Raw genomic sequence first — 18,407 nt, 5'->3', positions numbered from 1 at the left:
AATCTGCCAACACCTTAGCGCGAAAAATAGCGATATCAAGCATTTTGCCCGGCAGAGCGGCTGCCGGGCGACATGAGGTTGCGCTTACTGCAGCGGGCTGAGGGTAATTTCTACGCGACGGTTCTGCGCTTTGCCTTCCGCCGTGCTGTTGCTGGCGATCGGGTTCGCCGGGCCCATGCCGGTGGTGCGAATGCGATTGGCCGCCACGCCCTGGGTGATGAGCGCGCTGGCGACGCTGTCTGCACGCTGTTGCGACAGACGCATATTCAGATCCTTGCTGCCGGTGCTGTCGGTGTAGCCGACCACGTTAACGGCGGTTTTCTCATACTCTTTCAGCACCATGGCCACGCCGGTCAGGGTGTTGGCGCCGGCCGGCTTCAGGTTGGCGCTATTGCTGTCGAAGGTGACGTTATTCGGCATGTTCAGCACGATATTGTCGCCATTTCGCGTCACGCTGACCCCGGTTCCCTGCATTTTGTCGCGCAGCTTCGCTTCCTGCACGTCCATGTAGTAACCAATGCCGCCGCCGAGCGCCGCGCCTGCCGCTGCGCCAATCAGCGCGCCTTTGCCGCGGTCATGTTTGGAAGAGGAGAGCGCGCCGACGCCAGCGCCCACTAAGGAGCCAATACCTGCGCCAATACCGGATTTGCCTGCTTCACGTTCACCGGTATAGGGGTTGGTGGTGCAGCCAGAAATGGCCAGAGTGCCGCTGACCAGCGCCGCAATCATAAGTACGCGTTTTTTCATTTAATATCCTTAATCCTTTTTATTCTTTGTCACAGCGAACGTGACGGTTGATTATGACGCGCGATTACGGAGAAAATTCCCCGGATACCATCTCTTTTTGTAAATAACATTGAACGGTTGCCCATCACGCCGTCATGACACCTGCATTCGCTGACCAGGAGCCGCCCTTGCCAACCTCATCTGCAACCAAAACCATCTTAACCGCCGCCCACTGGGGACCGATGCTGGTGGAAACGGACGGGGAAAACGTCCTCTCTTCCCGCGGCGCGCTGGCGACACCGTTTGCCAACTCGCTGCAAACGGCAGTGCGCGATCAGGTGCACAGCAAAACCCGCGTGCGCTATCCAATGGTGCGTAAAGGCTTCCTTGCTTCACCGGACAAGCCCCAGGGGGTCCGCGGTCAGGATGAATTCGTTCGGGTGAGCTGGGAGCAGGCGCTGGATCTGATCGATGCCCAGCATCGGCGGATCCGCGACAGCTACGGTCCGGCCTCCATTTTTGCCGGCTCCTACGGCTGGCGCTCTAACGGCGTATTGCATAAGGCGGCGACGCTGCTGCAGCGCTATATGAGCCTGGCGGGCGGCTATACCGGCCATCTTGGCGATTACTCCACCGGCGCGGCGCAGGCGATCATGCTTTACGTCGTTGGCGGCAATGAGGTGTATCAGCAGCAGACCAGTTGGCCGCTGGTGCTCGAGCACAGCGAAGTGGTGGTGCTGTGGAGCGCCAACCCGCTGAACACGCTGAAAATTGCCTGGAATGCCTCCGACGAGCAAGGGATCCCGTGGTTTGATCGGCTGCGCCAGAGCGGTAAGCGGCTGATCTGCATCGATCCGATGCGATCGGAAACCGTCGATTTCTTTGGCGATTCGATGGAGTGGATCGCGCCGCATATGGGCACCGACGTCGCGTTGATGCTGGGGATCGCCCATACGCTGGTGGAAAATGACTGGCAGGATGATGCGTTTCTTACCCGCTGCACCAGCGGCTACGATATTTTTGCCCGCTATCTGACCGGCGAAAGCGACGGCGTAGCGAAAACCGCTGAGTGGGCAGCAGCGATCTGCGGCGTTAAAGCAGATAAAATCCGCGAACTGGCGCAACTTTTCCACGAAAATACCACTATGCTGATGGCCGGCTGGGGCATGCAGCGTCAGCAGTATGGCGAGCAGAAACACTGGATGCTGGTCACTCTGGCCGCCATGCTGGGACAGATCGGCACCCCCGGTGGCGGGTTTGGTCTTTCCTATCATTTTGCCAACGGCGGCAACCCGACACGCCGCGCGGCGGTGCTGGGCTCGATGCAGGGGAGCGTGGCCGGAGGCGTGGACGCGGTGGAGAAGATCCCGGTCGCACGAATTGTCGAGGCGCTGGAGAATCCGGGGGCGGAGTATCAGCACAACGGCATGGCGCGGCGCTTTCCCGATATTCGCTTTATCTGGTGGGCCGGCGGCGCCAACTTTACTCATCATCAGGACACCAACCGACTGATTCAGGCGTGGCAGAAACCGGAGCTTATCGTCATTTCCGAATGCTTCTGGACCGCCGCCGCGCGCCATGCCGATATCGTCCTGCCGGCGACCACCTCGTTTGAGCGCAACGATCTGACCATGACCGGGGACTACAGTAACCAGCATCTGGTGCCGATGAAGCAGGTGGTTGCCCCGCGAGATGAAGCGCGCGACGATTTCGCGGTCTTTGCCGACCTCAGCGAACGCTGGGAGGCGGGTGGCCGCGAACGCTTCACCGAAGGGAAGAGTGATTTGCAGTGGCTGGAGACTTTCTATCAGATGGCCGCCCGGCGCGGCGCCCAGCAGCAGGTGACGCTGCCGCCATTTGCCGAATTCTGGCAGGCTAACCAGCTGATTGAGATGCCGGAGGAGCCGGAAAATGCCCGTTTTGCGCGTTTCGCCGCCTTCCGCGCCGATCCCCAGGCCAACCCGCTGAAAACGGCGAGCGGTAAAATAGAGATCCACTCGCCGACCATCGCCGCTTTTGGTTACGCCGACTGTCCGCCGCATCCGATGTGGCTGGAGCCCGACGAGTGGCATGGCAACGCAGAGGCGGGGCAGCTGCAGCTGCTGTCGGCCCATCCGGCCCACCGTCTGCACAGTCAACTGAACCACACCGCGCTGCGCGAGCGCTATGCCGTCGCCGGGCGCGAACCGGTGACTATTCATCCGCAGGATGCGCAGGCGCGCGGGATTGTCGATGGCGATTTGGTGCGGGTATGGAACGCCCGCGGTCAGGTGCTGGCCGGCGCCGTGGTGACGGAGGGGATCCGCTCGGGGGTGATTTGCCTGCATGAAGGAGCGTGGCCCGACCTGGATCCGCAGGTCGGCATCTGCAAAAACGGGGCGGTGAACGTCTTAACCAAAGATATTCCGACATCCCGGCTGGGCAACGGCTGTGCCGGGAACACCGCCCTGGCGTGGCTGGAGAAATATACCGGCCCGGCGCTGCCGCTTACGGCATTTGATCCGCCGGCCAACGCATAATCCACGTCGGGTGCTGAGTATCGTCCTGCCATGCGCAGTCTTCAATCCGGAAGCCCTGCGCATGGTAGAAACTGACCGCCCATTCGTTCTTCTGATAAACCTCAAGGCTCAGCCAGGCGTAGTGCCGTTTGACTTCATCCAGCAGCGCCCGGCCAATGCCCTGGCGGGTGGCGCCCGGCGCGACAAACAGCGCGCCGACGAAACGGGAGTCCAGCACGCTGACAAAGCCTTTTAACTCGCCATCCTGCTCCCAGACCCAGGTGCTGGCGGCGGGAAGATAGACATCCCGTACTACCGCGACGCTGTCGCGCCAGTAGCTTTCGCTGATAAAAGGATGGGCATGAATCGTGCTGTCCAGCCACAGCGCCAGCAGCGGCGCGGTATCTTCAGTGTCCCACTTGCGGATCATCCTGACCTCCAGGGTGACAGAAGCAGCCGGTGACATGGTCGTTGACCAGCCCACAGGCCTGCATAAAGGAATAACAGATTGTCGAGCCGACAAACTTAAAGCCGCGTTTTTTCAATGCCTTCGACAGCGCATCGGAGGCCGGCGTCGTGGCGGGAATTTCCGCCAGCGTCGCAGCGCGGGTCACCTGTGGCGCATTGTCGACGAAGGACCAGACAAAATCAGTGAACGACTCGCCATTTTCTTCCATCGCCAGATAGGCGCGGGCGTTGCCGATAATGGCCTGGATTTTTCCCCGATGGCGAATGATGCCGGTATCCTGCAGGAGTCGCTCGATATCGTCATCTCCCATCGCCGCCACGCGCACCGGATCGAACTGGTGAAAAGCCTGGCGGTAGTTCTGCCGTTTTTTTAACACCGTGATCCACGATAAACCGGCCTGCTGGCCCTCAAGGCAGATCATTTCAAACAGCTGGCGACCCTCTTTTTGCGCCACACCCCATTCGGTATCGTGATACTCGATGTATAACGGATCCTGACTCACCCATCCGCAACGCTGCATAGCTGTTTCTCCCTCTGCGCTAAAAAAGTGGACGCCCGCCTTGACGGCTGAAAGATAAAGATAATAGTTAATACAGGGAAATCGTATCCCCACTAAAAACACAGCAATATTGCCGATTCGGCTCTTTTCTGGAGTCGCATTAATGATAATAAAGAAATGCAATGGCCTCCGGGGGTTCTTGATCCCGGCGAGCGTATCCGTCTGGGTGTCATGTGTCTCTGGAGCGAATGCCTGGCAACAGGAATATATCGCTATCGATACAAAAAGTAATACGTCGGAACGCTATACATGGGATAGCGATCACCAACCACGTTATGAAGATATTCTCGCCGAGCGGCTGAAGTCCTCTGAGACGCCCGGCGGGCTGGCGTTAAACCAGGGGCTGGCGCCGCCGGACAGCGGCCGTGGCCTGAGCGTTGGCTGGAATTACCCGCTAGCAAACGGCGTAACCTCCGGGCCGGTGGCCAGCCTGCGCAGCGACGTCACCGCGCCGACGGTGAGAAGCGCAGGCGAGGCGGGCTACGTTAACACGCTCGGCTGGCGCATGGATTATCAGGCGCTGTGGGGCGTGCATCCCTGGGCGCAGGTGAGCTATAACCAGTCGCTCGCCAGCGATGTCTGGGCGCCGATGACCCGTGCCAGGGAGGGAGGCTGGAGCGATGTCACCCTGGGCGCTGATATGCGGTTGGGATCCCACGTGGCGGCATGGGCAACGCTGTCGCAGGCGGATAACCTGCCGTCAGGGGAAAATACGCTCTATTTGATGGGGGTCAGCGCCAATTTTTAATCGGGAATTGTTACGCATTTGAAACGATGTGGTTATTGTTAAAACTCAGCAATGGCGCATTTCTGTGAGATAGCGCACACTAACTTTTTGCCTGTAATTTACGGAATGAATGTTATGCAATGCCATTCATTCCAACATTAATGCATTTCATTCCCCGCTGATGGCAGTTCATGCCTTTTTCCCCCACTGGATGAGGGGCCTTCGCTATTGTGGCGGCAGTTAATTTATCAGGACAACTGCTATGAACGCTGCAAACCGTCAATCGACCCGCTGGCTGACACTGATCGGCACCATCATCACCCAATTCGCTCTCGGTTCGGTTTATACCTGGAGCCTGTTTAACAGTTCGCTGTCTGACAAACTGGGCGAGCCGGTCAGTCAGGTGGCTTTTTCCTTTGGTCTGCTGAGCCTCGGGCTGGCGCTCTCTTCGTCGGTCGCCGGCAAGCTGCAGGAGCGCTTTGGCGTGAAGCGCGTCACCATGGCCTCCGGGATCCTGCTCGGCCTGGGCTTCTTCCTGACCGCGCACTCCAGCAGCCTGATGATGCTGTGGCTGAGCGCGGGCGTGCTGGTGGGGCTGGCGGACGGCGCCGGTTACCTGCTGACCCTGTCGAACTGCGTGAAATGGTTCCCGGAGCGTAAAGGGCTGATCTCCGCCTTCTCCATTGGCTCCTATGGTCTCGGCAGCCTGGGGTTCAAATTCATTGATTCCCACCTGCTGGCCACCGTTGGCCTGGAAAAAACCTTCGTTATCTGGGGCGCTATCGTGCTGGTGATGATCGTCTTTGGCGCGACCCTGATGAAAGATGCGCCAAATCACCCGGCAGCCACCGCGGCCAACGGCGTCGTGGAAAACGACTTCACCCTCGCCGAATCGATGCGTAAACCGCAGTACTGGATGCTGGCGGTGATGTTCCTGACGGCCTGCATGAGCGGTCTGTACGTAATTGGCGTAGCGAAAGATATTGCCCAGGGAATGGTCCACCTGGATGTCGCCACGGCGGCCAACGCGGTAACGGTTATCTCGATTGCGAACCTCAGCGGTCGCCTGGTGTTAGGTATCCTGTCTGATAAAATCTCCCGCATTCGCGTGATTACCATCGGTCAGGTCGTGTCGCTGGTGGGGATGGCCGCGCTGCTGTTCGCCCCGCTGAATGCCTTGACCTTCTTCGCCGCCATCGCCTGCGTCGCCTTTAACTTCGGCGGCACCATTACCGTCTTCCCGTCGCTGGTGAGTGAGTTCTTTGGTCTGAACAATCTGGCGAAAAACTATGGCGTGATTTATCTGGGCTTCGGTATCGGCAGCATCTGCGGCTCTCTCATCGCTTCGCTGTTCGGCGGTTTCTACGTGACCTTCTGCGTGATCTTCGCCCTGCTGATCCTCTCGCTGGCGTTATCCACCACCATTCGTCAGCCGAAAAGCACGGTATATAACGAGGCGCACGCCTGAAACCTGCGGCGTGAAACGTGCCCCTGGTTATTTCCCTAAGCAAATAGTGCCAATCCAGCCAAATGTTTTGTAAATGTTTGGCTGGATCACATTCCCTCCTGATACTTTTCTCGTTCCCTGTGGTCTACTTATCGCGGTTTGTAGAGGTTTCTGATAACCAACCCTAACGCACCCTATTAGCCTACTGACTCGTGCCACAGCGTCAGGCGGTGTTTTATTCTTCTTTTTCCAGGTTTGCTTGCATGAAATATATTAGAACGATGACGCAGCAGAAGCTTAGTTTTTGGCTGGCGCTGTACATCGGCTGGTTTATGAACGTCGCCGTTTTTTTCCGGCGTTTCGATGGTTATGCTCAAGAGTTCACTTTCTGGAAAGGGCTTTCCGGTGTTGTTGAACTGGTTGCCACGGTATTTGTCACCTTCTTCCTGTTACGTCTTCTGTCGCTGTTCGGCCGCCGTATCTGGCGCATTCTGGCGACGCTGATTGTCCTGTTTTCCGCCGCGGCGAGTTACTACATGACGTTCCTCAATGTGGTGATTGGCTACGGGATTATCGCTTCGGTGATGACCACCGATATCGACCTGTCGAAAGAGGTCATCGGCTGGCACCTGATCCTCTGGCTGGTGGCGGTGAGCGCGCCGCCGTTGCTGTTCATCTGGAGCAACCGCTGCCGCCATACGCTGCTGCGCCAGCTGCGCACCCCGGGCCAGCGGGTTAAAAACGTGCTGATCGTGGTGCTGGCCGGACTGATTGTCTGGGGACCCATCCGCCTGCTAGAGCTGCGCCAGCATGATGTGGAGCGCCATTCGGAAGTGGATATGCCGAGCTATGGCGGGGTGATCGCCAACTCTTACCTGCCGTCGAACTGGTTGTCGGCGCTGGGACTGTACGCCTGGGCGCAGGTGGATGAATCCTCAGACAACAAATCGCTGATTAACCCGGCGAAGAAGTTCACCTACGTCGCGCCGGAAGGTCTGGATGATACCTACGTGGTGTTTATCATTGGCGAAACGACCCGCTGGGACCATATGGGCATCCTCGGCTATAGCCGCAATACCACGCCAGAGCTGGAGAAAGAGAAGAATCTCGTCGCCTTCCGCGGTTACTCGTGCGATACCGCTACCAAACTGTCGTTACGCTGCATGTTTGTGCGCGAGGGCGGGGCGGAAGATAACCCCCAGCGGACGCTCAAAGAGCAGAATGTCTTTGCCGTGCTGCATCAGCTGGGCTTCAGCGGCAATCTGTACGCCATGCAGAGCGAGATGTGGTTCTACAGCAACACGATGGCCAACAATATCGCCTACCGCGAGCAGATTGGCGCCGAGCCGCGCAACCGCGGTAAGAGCGTTGACGATATGCTGCTGGTGGATGAGATGAAGCGCGGTATGGCGCAGGGCAACGCCTCCGGTAAGCATCTGATCATTCTCCACACCAAAGGCTCCCACTTTAACTACACCCAACGCTACCCGCGCAGCTTCGCCCAGTGGAAACCGGAGTGCGTCGGCGTCGACAACAAGTGCTCGAAAGCGGAACTGATCAATTCCTACGACAATAGCGTGACCTATGTCGATCACTTTATCGTCAGCGTCCTCGACCAGCTGCGGGATAAGAAAGCGATTGTGTTCTATGCCGCCGACCACGGGGAGTCGATTAACGAGCGTGAACACCTGCACGGTACGCCGCGCAAGATGGCGCCGCCTGAGCAGTTCCGCGTGCCGATGATGGTGTGGATGTCGGATAAGTACCTGGAAAATCCCGATCACGCCGCCGCGTTTGCCCATCTGCAGCAGCAGGCTGCGATGAAGGTGCCGCGCCGTCACGTCGAGCTGTACGACACCATTATGGGCTGCCTCGGCTATACCTCGCCGGATGGCGGGATCAATGAGAACAACAACTGGTGCCGGTGGAAAAAGTAAGGCCCGATAGTTTTCAGATTCTCGGGTCTGTTTTCCTTTCCTGAGCCCAGGATAAGCTAATCCCTCGCCGGCCGACGCCGCGCGAGGGATTTTTTTCGCACAGTGGACGTGTCTGGCAGGTGACCTCTTCTTCTTTGATTACCCCTGTTTCCTCGCTTCCCCTGTGCATGAACTTTTCATGGAGAGAAAGGATGAAGGTGATAAAGGGGTTGGTCCTACTGTGCCTGATGATGCTCGCGGGCTGCCAGTCTGAGGAAGAGACCAGCCAGTTCCTGCTGGCCTGTAAATACGATGCGCCAGCGACGATCGCAGCCATGCTGGATAACGGCATTGATGTGGATGGTCAGGATAAAACCGGCTTAAGCGGCCTGATGGTCGCTGCTGCGGAAAATCGACGCGATGTGGTGGAATTGCTGCTTAAGCGTCGGGCGAAGCCGAACCTCCAGACGCGCCAGGGCGTCACGGCGCTGATGCTGGCGGCGGCGCGTGGCAGCGATACCGCGATTATCGGCGATCTTCTCCAGGCGGGAGCGTCGGTGAATCAGACCTCCATCGACAAGAGTACGGCATTGATGTCCGCCATCTCCGACGGCGGGGACGTCAGAAACGACTATCAGCATATTCTGGCGATGAAAAAGCCCGATGCGCCTGTCGAAGAGGAGAGTACGCTGGACAAGATAGTTGGCGCAACGGCGGCGAAATCGCTGGCGACGGGCAATCGCGCGCTGATGACCGAAGACATGGCGTTACAACTGGCGCCCGGCGCGTTTAAGAAGAACGTCGACGAGATAGTGGCGCTGCTCCTCAAGCACGGCGCGGACGTGAAGGCCGTCAACGCGTCCGGGGAATCGGCCTTTTTCCTCGCTGTCGATCACGCGCGATCGGCGGAAACCATCACGACGTTGGCCAACGCCGGGGCGGACACCAGCCTGGCGGATAAATCCGGCACCACACCGCTGATGCTGGCGGCGGCGGGGGATGATCCCGATCTGGTGCTGGCGCTGTCGGCCTCCGGGGTGGAAGTGGATAAGCCGAACCGTGAAGGACTCACGGCGCTGCAGGTGGCGGCGGGGCAGGGGGCGCCTGCGGTGATCGCGGCGCTGGTGCAGCGCGGCGCAAAGGTGGACCAGCTTTCCGCCAACGATCTCAGCCCGCTGATGCTGGCGGTCAAAATGAATAATAAAGCCAATGTCGAGGCGCTGCTTGCGGCTGGCGCCAGCGTCAACCTCAGCAATAAGGCCGGCTATACGGCGATTGGCTACAGCCGGGCCGGCGAGGTTCGCCAGCTGCTGCTGGCACAGCATGCCGAGCTGAAGGGGCAGGCCGCGCATATGGCGCAAAGCGAACTGCAGTTTTGTGCTAATGCCTTTGCTGACAAGCTGGCATACAGCGACATCGCCCGGGCGGTGAATAACGATACCCGCCCGGATATTATGCGTCATCAGCAATCCTGCCCGGAGCTGGGGGAGCTGACGATGCTACTGGGAGAGTTTACATTCACCCCGGCGGGCGCGACCTATCTCGGCGAGCCGGTGACATGTAAGGTATCCGAGTATCGCAAAACGTTTGAGGTGAACTGCCGCTAAAAACGTTGAGCAACCGGCGATTCGCTGCTCAGGCTGCTGAGTTTCTCGCCGGTTGAGCGATTTTTTGAAAATAAGGCATTGACGGGTAGGCATCCCAGCAGTAAGATGCGCCCCGCATTCGGTGATTGGCGCAGCCTGGTAGCGCACTTCGTTCGGGACGAAGGGGTCGGAGGTTCGAATCCTCTATCACCGACCAAATTCGAAAAGCCTGCTCAATGAGCAGGCTTTTTTGCATCTGGGGCCTGTGAGGATGAGAACCTCCGGGGGCAGGAGGTTCGACTCGCGTTTCGTAGGCCCGCGCAAGCGCAGCGCCGCCGGGCATCATCAGTGCACAACTGGCCAAAAATACCACCAAAATCACAATAAACGTCTTTACTCAGGTTTTCAGCCGGCTATTCGCTATTTTGTGACATCTTCCATTGCATTTTTTTATCGATGAACAGATCTTTTTTCGCGAAGCTTATGGCTGAATGCAGCATTTTCCGCTGTGCGTTTTAACGTTCACGCTATTAATCGCTCACATATTGGTCACACAGCAAGAAATTTTTCTCATTTGCTGGCATTGTTTCCCACTGGGTGTTGCAAATTAATAAGGTCTTTATTCTGCTGAATTGCCAGTAGCATAAATTTCTCTGCTGAAAATAGCGTCCTGAAGTTTTTTTAATCTTTGCCTGCCGTTTCTCACGCTGGATGTAAAACCCGGCTGGCTGTATTGACGTTTCCCCATTCTGTTGACAGATTGTAGGGCATGAGGGGCATTTCATGGAGAATCCGTACTGCAACTCAGTCGTTTTTGCGAAAGGAATCCCCATCTCTCTCTACGCCTTCGGGCACCACCGACCGGACCGGGTAAAAAATAAATAAAGGTCCGGCGGATATATGCAAACAACATCACAATTTTGGAGCAGAATAATGAGTATTTCCTTGAAGAAATCAGGGATGCTGAAGCTTGGTCTGAGCCTGGTCGCCATGACCGTCGCCGCCAGCGTGCAAGCGAAAACCCTGGTTTATTGTTCTGAAGGCTCGCCGGAAGGATTTAACCCACAGCTCTTCACCTCTGGCACCACCTATGATGCCAGCTCCGTACCGATCTATAACCGCCTGGTCGAATTTAAAACCGGTACGACGGAAGTTATTCCAGGACTTGCTGAGAAATGGGAAGTTAGTGCGGATGGCAAAACCTATACTTTCCACCTCCGTCAGGGTGTGAAGTGGCAGGATAATAAAGACTTTAAACCAACCCGTGACCTGAACGCCGATGACGTGGTGTTCTCCTTCGATCGCCAGAAGAATACTAATAACCCGTACCATAAAGTTTCTGGCGGCAGCTATGAATACTTTGAAGGGATGGGCTTACCGGACCTGATTAGCGAAGTGAAGAAAGTGGACGATAATACCGTCCAGTTCGTCCTGACCCGTCCGGAAGCGCCGTTCCTCGCTGATCTGGCCATGGACTTCGCCTCCATTCTTTCGAAAGAGTATGCTGACAACATGCTGAAAGCCGGCACGCCGGAAAAAGTGGATCTCAATCCTATCGGTACCGGCCCATTCCAGCTGCTGCAATACCAGAAAGATTCCCGCATTCTGTATAAAGCCTTCCCGGGCTACTGGGGTACCAAGCCGAAGATCGATCGTCTGGTCTTCTCCATCACCCCGGACGCTTCCGTGCGCTATGCCAAGCTGCAGAAAAACGAGTGCCAGGTGATGCCGTACCCGAACCCGGCGGACATCGCGCGCATGAAGGAAGATAAGAACATTACCCTGCTGGAACAGCCGGGTCTGAACGTTGGTTATCTCTCCTTTAACACCGAGAAGAAACCGCTGGACGACGTCAAAGTACGTCAGGCGCTGACCTACGCGGTCAACAAAGAAGCGATCATCAAAGCGGTTTACCAGGGCGCAGGCCAGGCGGCGAAGAACCTGATCCCGCCGACCATGTGGGGCTATAACGACGACGTTAAGGACTACACCTACGATCCGGAGAAGGCGAAGCAGCTGCTGAAAGAAGCGGGCCTGGAAAAAGGCTTCACCATCGATCTGTGGGCGATGCCGGTACAGCGTCCGTACAACCCGAACGCCCGCCGCATGGCGGAGATGATTCAGGCTGACTGGGCCAAGATTGGCGTCCAGGCCAAGATCGTCACCTACGAGTGGGGCGAGTATCTGAAGCGGGCGAAAGCGGGCGAGCACCAGAGCGTGATGATGGGCTGGACCGGCGACAACGGGGATCCGGATAACTTCTTCGCGACCCTGTTCAGCTGCGCCGCGGCGAAAGACGGCTCCAACTACTCGCGCTGGTGCTATAAGCCGTTTGAAGATCTTATTCAGCCGGCCCGCGCTACCGACGACCACAACAAGCGTATTGAACTGTACAAACAGGCTCAGGTAGTGATGCATGACCAGGCTCCGGCGCTGATCATTGCTCACTCCACCGTCTATGAGCCGGTGCGTAAAGAAGTCAAAGGCTATGTGGTGGACCCGCTGGGCAAACACCACTTCGATAACGTCTCTGTCGAATAATAAGCACGATGCCTGACCCCCTCTCCCCGCGTGGGAGAGGCGGGGGGCGTATTCCCGCTATTCCGGGGAATGCTTTTGTGAGCAATACAGACGCCCTGTCGCCAGGCGGGGCGTCACTAGAGAGAATCCGGGTTATGTTGCAGTTTATTCTCCGACGTCTGGGACTAGTCATCCCGACATTTATCGGTATCACCCTTCTCACCTTTGCTTTCGTCCATATGATCCCCGGCGATCCGGTGATGATTATGGCGGGCGAACGTGGTATTTCCCCCGAACGTCACGCGCAGCTGCTGGCCGAAATGGGCCTTGATAAGCCGCTGTGGCAGCAATATGCCCACTATATCTGGGGCGTGCTGCACGGCGATTTAGGCATCTCGCTGAAAAGCCGCATTCCCGTGTGGCAGGAGTTTGTCCCACGCTTTAAAGCCACCCTTGAGCTGGGCGTCTGCGCGATGATCTTCGCCGTCGCCGTCGGCATTCCGGTGGGCGTGCTGGCTGCGGTAAAACGCGGCTCCATCTTTGACCACACCGCGGTGGGCCTGGCGCTGACCGGCTACTCAATGCCTATCTTCTGGTGGGGCATGATGCTGATTATGCTGGTTTCGGTGCAGCTAAACCTGACGCCGGTCTCCGGGCGCATCAGCGATACGGTGTTCCTTGACGATACCCTGCCGCTGACCGGCTTTATGCTGATCGACACCGCCATCTGGGGCGAGCAGGGCGACTTTATTGACGCCTTAATGCATATGATCCTGCCCGCTATCGTGCTGGGCACCATCCCGCTGGCGGTGATCGTGCGTATGACCCGTTCGTCGATGCTGGAAGTGCTTGGCGAAGACTATATCCGTACCGCGCGCGCCAAAGGCCTGACCCGGATGCGGGTGATCGTGATCCACGCGCTGCGTAACGCGATGCTGCCGGTGGTCACGGTGATTGGTCTGCAGGTGGGCACCCTGCTGGCGGGCGCCATCCTGACGGAAACCATTTTCTCATGGCCTGGTTTAGGTCGCTGGCTGATCGACGCGCTGCAGCGTCGCGATTATCCGGTGGTGCAGGGCGGGGTGCTGCTGGTGGCGACGATGATTATCCTCGTTAACCTGCTGGTCGACCTGCTGTACGGCGTGGTGAACCCGCGTATCCGGCATAAGAAGTAAGGGGCCATCATGTCACAAGTTACTGAAAATAAAGTTATCGCTGCGCCGGTACCCATGACTCCGCTGCAGGAGTTCTGGCACTATTTCAAACGCAACAAAGGGGCGGTCGTCGGGCTGGTATACGTGGTGGTGATGATCGTCATCGCGGTATTCGCCAACTTCCTCGCCCCCTATAACCCGGCGGATCAGTTCCGTGATTCGCTGCTGGCGCCGCCGTTCTGGCAGGACGGCGGCAGCATGGCGCATCTGCTCGGCACCGACGACGTGGGCCGCGATATTCTGTCGCGCCTGATGTACGGCGCCCGCCTGTCGCTGCTGGTGGGCTGCCTGGTGGTGGTTCTGTCGCTGATCCTCGGCGTGGTGCTCGGCCTGGTGGCGGGCTATTTCGGCGGAGTGGTGGACTCAATCATCATGCGCGTCGTCGATATTATGCTGGCGCTGCCGAGTCTGCTGCTGGCGCTGGTGCTGGTGGCTATCTTCGGGCCCTCCATCGTCAACGCCTCGCTGGCGCTAACCTTCGTGGCGCTCCCGCACTATGTGCGTCTGACGCGCGCCGCGGTGCTGGTGGAGGTCAACCGTGACTACGTGACCGCCTCCCGCGTAGCGGGCGCCGGCGCGATGCGCCAGATGTTCGTTAATATTCTCCCTAACTGTCTCGCGCCGCTGATCGTTCAGGCGTCGCTGGGCTTTTCCAACGCCATTCTCGACATGGCAGCGCTGGGGTTCCTCGGCATGGGCGCGCAGCCGCCGACGCCTGAGTGGGGCACCATGCTTTCCGACGTGTTGCAGTTCGCGCAAAGCGCCTGGTGGGTAGTCACCTTCCCGGGCGTGGCGATCCTGCTGACGGTGCTGGCATTTAACCTGATGGGTGACGGTCTGCGTGACGCGCTCGATCCCAAACTGAAGCAGTAAGAGGTTCGAGATGGCGTTATTGAATGTAGATAAATTATCGGTGCATTTCGGCGATGAAAACGCGCCGTTCCGCGCCGTAGACCGCATCAGCTATAGCGTGAAGCAGGGTGAAGTGGTCGGTATCGTCGGAGAGTCCGGCTCCGGTAAATCCGTCAGCTCGCTGGCGATTATGGGGCTGATTGACTATCCCGGCCGGGTGATGGCGGACAAACTGGAATTTAACGGCCGCGATCTGCAGCGCATCTCTGAAAAAGAGCGGCGCCAGCTGGTGGGGGCGGAAGTGGCGATGATCTTCCAGGATCCAATGACCAGCCTCAACCCGTGCTTCACCGTCGGCTACCAGATTATGGAAGCGATTAAGGTCCATCAGGGTGGTAATAAGCAAACCCGCCGCCAGCGGGCCATCGACCTGCTGAACCTGGTGGGCATTCCCGATCCGGCCTCGCGGCTGGACGTCTATCCGCATCAGCTTTCCGGCGGCATGAGCCAGCGCGTGATGATCGCGATGGCGATTGCCTGTCGGCCAAAACTACTGATTGCCGATGAACCGACCACCGCGCTGGACGTGACCATTCAGGCGCAAATCATTGAGCTACTGCTGGATCTGCAGCAGCAGGAGAATATGGCGCTGGTGCTGATCACCCACGACCTGGCGCTGGTGGCGGAAGCCGCGCATAAAATTATCGTTATGTACGCGGGTCAGGTGGTGGAGACCGGTGACGCGAAAGATATCTTCCGCGCGCCGCGCCATCCTTATACCCAGGCGCTGCTGCGCGCGCTGCCGGAATTCGCCCAGGATAAAGCGCGTCTGGCCTCGCTGCCGGGCGTGGTGCCGGGGAAATATGACCGTCCCAACGGCTGCCTGCTTAATCCGCGCTGCCCCTATGCCACGGATAAATGCCGTAGCGAAGAGCCGGCGCTCGCGGATCTGACCGGCGGCCGCCAGTCTAAATGTCACTACCCACTCGATGATGCCGGGAGGCCTGGATTATGAGTACGCAAAAGGCCGCCACGCCACAACCGCTGTTGCAGGCCATTGATCTGAAAAAACACTATCCGGTGAAGAAGGGGTTATTCGCCCCGGAACGGCTGGTGAAGGCGCTGGACGGCGTCTCCTTTACCCTTGAGCGCGGTAAAACGCTGGCGGTAGTGGGGGAGTCGGGCTGCGGCAAATCGACCCTCGGTCGTCTGCTGACGATGATTGAGATCCCCACCGGCGGCGAGCTCTATTATCAGGGGCAGGATCTGCTTAAGCACGACCCGCAGGCGCAGAAGCTGCGGCGGCAAAAAATCCAGATTGTGTTCCAGAACCCGTTTGGTTCGCTGAACCCGCGTAAAAAAGTGGGGCAGATTCTGGAGGAGCCGCTGCTGATTAACAGCAGCCTGAGCAAAGAGCAGCGGCGTGAAAAAGCGCTGGCGATGATGGCGAAAGTGGGCCTGAAAACCGAGCATTACGATCGCTACCCGCATATGTTCTCCGGCGGTCAGCGTCAGCGTATCGCTATTGCTCGCGGGCTGATGCTGGATCCAGATGTGGTGATTGCCGATGAGCCGGTCTCCGCGCTGGACGTTTCGGTACGCGCCCAGGTGCTGAACCTGATGATGGATCTGCAGCAGGATTTAGGGCTGTCCTACGTGTTTATCTCCCACGACCTGTCGGTCGTCGAGCACATCGCCGATGAAGTGATGGTGATGTATCTCGGCCGCTGCGTGGAGAAGGGCACCAAAGACCAGATCTTCAACAATCCGCGTCATCCGTACACCCAGGCGCTGCTGTCGGCGACGCCGCGTCTGAACCCAGACGACCGGCGCGAGCGGATCAAGCTGACCGGCGAACTGCCGAGCCCGCTAAATCCGCCACCGGGCTGCGCCTTTAACGCGCGCTGTCGCCGTCGCTTTGGCCCCTGCACTCAGCTCCAGCCGCAGCTGAAGGATTACGGCGGCCAGCTGGTGGCCTGCTTTGCCGTCGACCAGGATGAGAATCCGCAAAAGTCCCACGCCTGATGGCGCGCTCCCGGTCCCATGGCCGGGAGCTTCTCTCCCGCCGTGGATAAAACCTGGCGCTTATGCATATTGCCGCAGTTTATGTCACGCTCTCAGAGCATTCTTCGTAGATTATCCGAAAAAATAAGCCTTTCAGTCCATTTTTATAGAATTAAAGAGAAATTAAAATGGTTCAGGTTTATTCTTTCGCTGATCTGACGCTATGATTTCATCATGACCTAATACTTTTATATAAAAACGACTGGGAAGCGTGGTGATTGCGGGAAGTTAAGGATGTACGCATACCTAAAAAATGGGGCTACCCTTCTGCAAGGGAAATGTTAGTGTAGCGATACTTCTGCCGTGGAATCATCCCGAAAATCAAATTCTAAACTATTATAACCCTGTCAATCGTGTGTATTGGTACGTCACCATCGGCGCGTTATCTGACATCCCAGAAGCGTCACGATATTTTTAATATACCCAGAAAATAACAACAAACTTAATATGAAATTTTTAAAATCATGAGGTTATCAATGAACCATTATGATGATCTGCAGCGCTTTCAAGAAAAAACGCGGACGCAAAACCTCAACTTTCAGGATCTTTCTTCGCAAGCCGCCACGCGGGAACACGGCGATTGGGCGATCCTCAATCAGCTAAATCCCGGCGCCGAGAAACCCTCTTCTCTGGCGCTGGGAGGCTCGGTCTCCGCGCCGTTGCCGCAGTCGGTGCCCGCGGATCTGTTCCGCCAGGTAGAGGCGGCCGTAGCAGCGGCGCCAACCTCTGATCCTGTTGTGTCTGCCGCTTCGGTCGCGCCTGCTACCTCCCAGCCGGTCGTGGAGACCGCCGCAGCCGCACCGGATCCGGTCAGGCAGGAGCCTGCGCTGACCCCTGCGCCTTCAATTCCGGCGTCGGAACCGGCCATGGCGCCGCCGCCGAGAATGGCCCCCCGACCCGCGCCCGCCGCTGAGAACTATGCCCACCTGTTCGCCGCGAAAAGCGCGGAGCCGGTGGCGAAAAATAAAGACCAGCCTTTGAAATCACTTCTGGAAAGGATCGCGACATGCCGTTGATTTGCGTCTGTTCACCGAAAGGCGGCGTAGGGAAAACGACCCTGGCGGCCAATTTAGCCTATTCGCTGGCGCGGACGGGCAGCAAAGTTCTGGCGCTGGATTTTGATGTCCAGAACGCGCTGCGTTTGCATTTTGGCGTACCGCTGAACGATGAGCGGGGCTATGTGGCGAAGGCGCTGGAGCTGCACGACTGGAGCCAGTGCGTGTTGAGCGCCGGCAGTAATATTTTCGTCCTGCCATATGGCGAAGTGAGTGAGGCGCAGCGTCAGGCGTTTGATGAGCAACTGACCCATAATGACCATTTCCTCCAGCGCGGTCTGTCCGCGCTGCTTAATTATCCCGGGCTTATCACCATCGCCGATATGCCCCCTGGACCTTCGCCCGCGCTAAAGGCGCTGACGGGGCTGGCGGACCTGCATCTTATCCCGCTGCTGGCGGATACCGCCTCGATGTCGACCCTGGCGCACGTAGAAAAGCAGCGCCTGACCGGCGCGGCGCTGAATCATAAGCACGGGCACTATTTCGTCATTAACCAAAGCGATAGCCGTCGCCAGGTCAGCCGGGACGTCACCAGCCTGATGGAAGAGAAACTGGGCGAGCGACTGCTTGGCGTGATCCATCGTGATGAAAGCGTGGTGGAGGCCAATGCCTCGCAGAAGTCGATCCTGGACTTTAACGCTTCCTCGGCAGCGGCCTTCGATATTGAAATCATGGCTAAAAAAATATCTTCGCTGTTGGGTATTCATATTGGCGATGGCACGGTGCACAGCCAGCCACGCATGTCAGGGCGTTAACTTTTTGCAGGGCTGCTGC

Annotated in this window: 15 protein-coding genes, 1 tRNA gene and 1 pseudogene; 14 read left to right on the top strand and 3 right to left on the bottom strand. The window is 57.8% G+C overall.

Going from position 1 to position 18,407, the window contains the following annotated elements; all coding sequences use genetic code 11:
- Positions 1-84: 84 nt before the first annotated feature.
- Positions 85-747 (bottom strand): OmpA family lipoprotein, encoded by a 663-nt coding sequence (locus KHQ28_RS16115; protein WP_002921917.1) that lies wholly within the window; start codon positions 745-747, stop codon positions 85-87.
- Between the two features lie 167 nt (positions 748-914).
- Here KHQ28_RS16115 and KHQ28_RS16110 point away from each other — a divergent pair, with 167 nt between their 5' ends.
- Positions 915-3,245: a molybdopterin guanine dinucleotide-containing S/N-oxide reductase gene (locus KHQ28_RS16110; protein WP_060578937.1), complete on the top strand. Its 2,331-nt coding sequence runs from the start codon at positions 915-917 to the stop codon at positions 3,243-3,245.
- Here KHQ28_RS16110 and KHQ28_RS16105 read toward each other — a convergent pair.
- Together KHQ28_RS16105 and tag are read right to left on the bottom strand one after the other, a co-directional pair.
- Positions 3,214-3,654 (bottom strand): N-acetyltransferase, encoded by a 441-nt coding sequence (locus KHQ28_RS16105; RefSeq protein WP_032418279.1) that lies wholly within the window; start codon positions 3,652-3,654, stop codon positions 3,214-3,216. The genes KHQ28_RS16110 and KHQ28_RS16105 overlap by 32 nt on opposite strands.
- Positions 3,632-4,213: a DNA-3-methyladenine glycosylase I gene (gene tag / locus KHQ28_RS16100; RefSeq protein ID WP_004145213.1), complete on the bottom strand. Its 582-nt coding sequence runs from the start codon at positions 4,211-4,213 to the stop codon at positions 3,632-3,634. Before tag ends, KHQ28_RS16105 begins: the two co-directional genes overlap by 23 nt.
- A gap of 205 nt (positions 4,214-4,418) precedes the next feature.
- Here tag and KHQ28_RS16095 point away from each other — a divergent pair, with 205 nt between their 5' ends.
- From KHQ28_RS16095 to KHQ28_RS16035, 13 genes and pseudogenes are all read left to right on the top strand, one after another.
- Positions 4,419-5,000, top strand: coding sequence for an autotransporter outer membrane beta-barrel domain-containing protein (locus KHQ28_RS16095; protein ID WP_072198332.1), 582 nt, complete (start codon positions 4,419-4,421; stop codon positions 4,998-5,000).
- Between the two features lie 241 nt (positions 5,001-5,241).
- Complete coding sequence (locus tag KHQ28_RS16090) at positions 5,242-6,447, top strand: MFS transporter (RefSeq protein WP_002921907.1); 1,206 nt, start codon at positions 5,242-5,244, stop codon at positions 6,445-6,447.
- A 242-nt stretch (positions 6,448-6,689) separates the two neighbouring features.
- Positions 6,690-8,363 carry a kdo(2)-lipid A phosphoethanolamine 7''-transferase gene (gene eptB / locus KHQ28_RS16085; protein WP_004152427.1) on the top strand — a complete coding sequence of 558 codons (1,674 nt, stop codon included), beginning with the start codon at positions 6,690-6,692 and terminating at the stop codon, positions 8,361-8,363.
- Positions 8,364-8,554: 191 nt separating this feature from the next.
- Entirely contained in the window at positions 8,555-9,949 is a 1,395-nt protein-coding gene (locus tag KHQ28_RS16080) for an ankyrin repeat domain-containing protein (RefSeq protein ID WP_004188216.1), read from the top strand.
- 119 nt (positions 9,950-10,068) lie between these two features.
- Positions 10,069-10,145, top strand: a tRNA-Pro gene (locus KHQ28_RS16075).
- 716 nt (positions 10,146-10,861) lie between these two features.
- Complete coding sequence (gene dppA, locus KHQ28_RS16070) at positions 10,862-12,469, top strand: dipeptide ABC transporter periplasmic-binding protein DppA (protein ID WP_002921789.1); 1,608 nt, start codon at positions 10,862-10,864, stop codon at positions 12,467-12,469.
- 134 nt (positions 12,470-12,603) lie between these two features.
- Positions 12,604-13,623: a dipeptide ABC transporter permease DppB gene (gene dppB, locus KHQ28_RS16065; RefSeq protein ID WP_002921786.1), complete on the top strand. Its 1,020-nt coding sequence runs from the start codon at positions 12,604-12,606 to the stop codon at positions 13,621-13,623.
- A 9-nt stretch (positions 13,624-13,632) separates the two neighbouring features.
- On the top strand, positions 13,633-14,535 hold the full coding sequence (dppC, locus tag KHQ28_RS16060; RefSeq protein WP_004145207.1) for a dipeptide ABC transporter permease DppC: 903 nt from the start codon (positions 13,633-13,635) through the stop codon (positions 14,533-14,535).
- Positions 14,536-14,545: 10 nt separating this feature from the next.
- On the top strand, positions 14,546-15,529 hold the full coding sequence (dppD, locus tag KHQ28_RS16055) for a dipeptide ABC transporter ATP-binding protein (protein ID WP_002921785.1): 984 nt from the start codon (positions 14,546-14,548) through the stop codon (positions 15,527-15,529).
- Positions 15,526-16,539: a dipeptide ABC transporter ATP-binding subunit DppF gene (gene dppF, locus KHQ28_RS16050; protein WP_032418281.1), complete on the top strand. Its 1,014-nt coding sequence runs from the start codon at positions 15,526-15,528 to the stop codon at positions 16,537-16,539. Before dppD ends, dppF begins: the two co-directional genes overlap by 4 nt.
- 18 nt (positions 16,540-16,557) lie before the next feature.
- Positions 16,558-16,737: a hypothetical protein gene (locus KHQ28_RS16045; RefSeq protein WP_032418282.1), complete on the top strand. Its 180-nt coding sequence runs from the start codon at positions 16,558-16,560 to the stop codon at positions 16,735-16,737.
- A gap of 317 nt (positions 16,738-17,054) precedes the next feature.
- Positions 17,055-17,594: a cellulose biosynthesis protein BcsO gene (locus tag KHQ28_RS16040; protein ID WP_032418283.1), complete on the top strand. Its 540-nt coding sequence runs from the start codon at positions 17,055-17,057 to the stop codon at positions 17,592-17,594.
- 1 nt (position 17,595) lies between these two features.
- Positions 17,596-18,388 (top strand): annotated as a pseudogene (locus KHQ28_RS16035) (cellulose synthase operon protein YhjQ/BcsQ).
- The last annotated feature ends 19 nt before the right edge of the window (positions 18,389-18,407 follow it).

The sequence above is a fragment of the Klebsiella sp. 28 genome, assembly GCF_018223905.1.
Lineage (GTDB): Bacteria > Pseudomonadota > Gammaproteobacteria > Enterobacterales > Enterobacteriaceae > Klebsiella > Klebsiella pneumoniae.
Note: the sequence above shows the minus strand (reverse complement) of the source record. Positions and strands in the feature narration are given on the sequence as shown.

Coding starts and splice junctions, on each gene's coding strand:
- dppB (WP_002921786.1), top strand. CDS start 12,604: ATGTTGCAGTTTATTCTCCGACGTCTGGGACTAGTCATCCCGACATTT.
- KHQ28_RS16040 (WP_032418283.1), top strand. CDS start 17,055: ATGAACCATTATGATGATCTGCAGCGCTTTCAAGAAAAAACGCGGACG.
- tag (WP_004145213.1), bottom strand. CDS start 4,213: ATGCAGCGTTGCGGATGGGTGAGTCAGGATCCGTTATACATCGAGTAT.
- dppC (WP_004145207.1), top strand. CDS start 13,633: ATGTCACAAGTTACTGAAAATAAAGTTATCGCTGCGCCGGTACCCATG.
- dppD (WP_002921785.1), top strand. CDS start 14,546: ATGGCGTTATTGAATGTAGATAAATTATCGGTGCATTTCGGCGATGAA.
- dppF (WP_032418281.1), top strand. CDS start 15,526: ATGAGTACGCAAAAGGCCGCCACGCCACAACCGCTGTTGCAGGCCATT.
- KHQ28_RS16090 (WP_002921907.1), top strand. CDS start 5,242: ATGAACGCTGCAAACCGTCAATCGACCCGCTGGCTGACACTGATCGGC.
- KHQ28_RS16105 (WP_032418279.1), bottom strand. CDS start 3,654: ATGATCCGCAAGTGGGACACTGAAGATACCGCGCCGCTGCTGGCGCTG.
- KHQ28_RS16115 (WP_002921917.1), bottom strand. CDS start 747: ATGAAAAAACGCGTACTTATGATTGCGGCGCTGGTCAGCGGCACTCTG.
- KHQ28_RS16080 (WP_004188216.1), top strand. CDS start 8,555: ATGAAGGTGATAAAGGGGTTGGTCCTACTGTGCCTGATGATGCTCGCG.
- eptB (WP_004152427.1), top strand. CDS start 6,690: ATGAAATATATTAGAACGATGACGCAGCAGAAGCTTAGTTTTTGGCTG.
- KHQ28_RS16045 (WP_032418282.1), top strand. CDS start 16,558: ATGGCCGGGAGCTTCTCTCCCGCCGTGGATAAAACCTGGCGCTTATGC.
- dppA (WP_002921789.1), top strand. CDS start 10,862: ATGAGTATTTCCTTGAAGAAATCAGGGATGCTGAAGCTTGGTCTGAGC.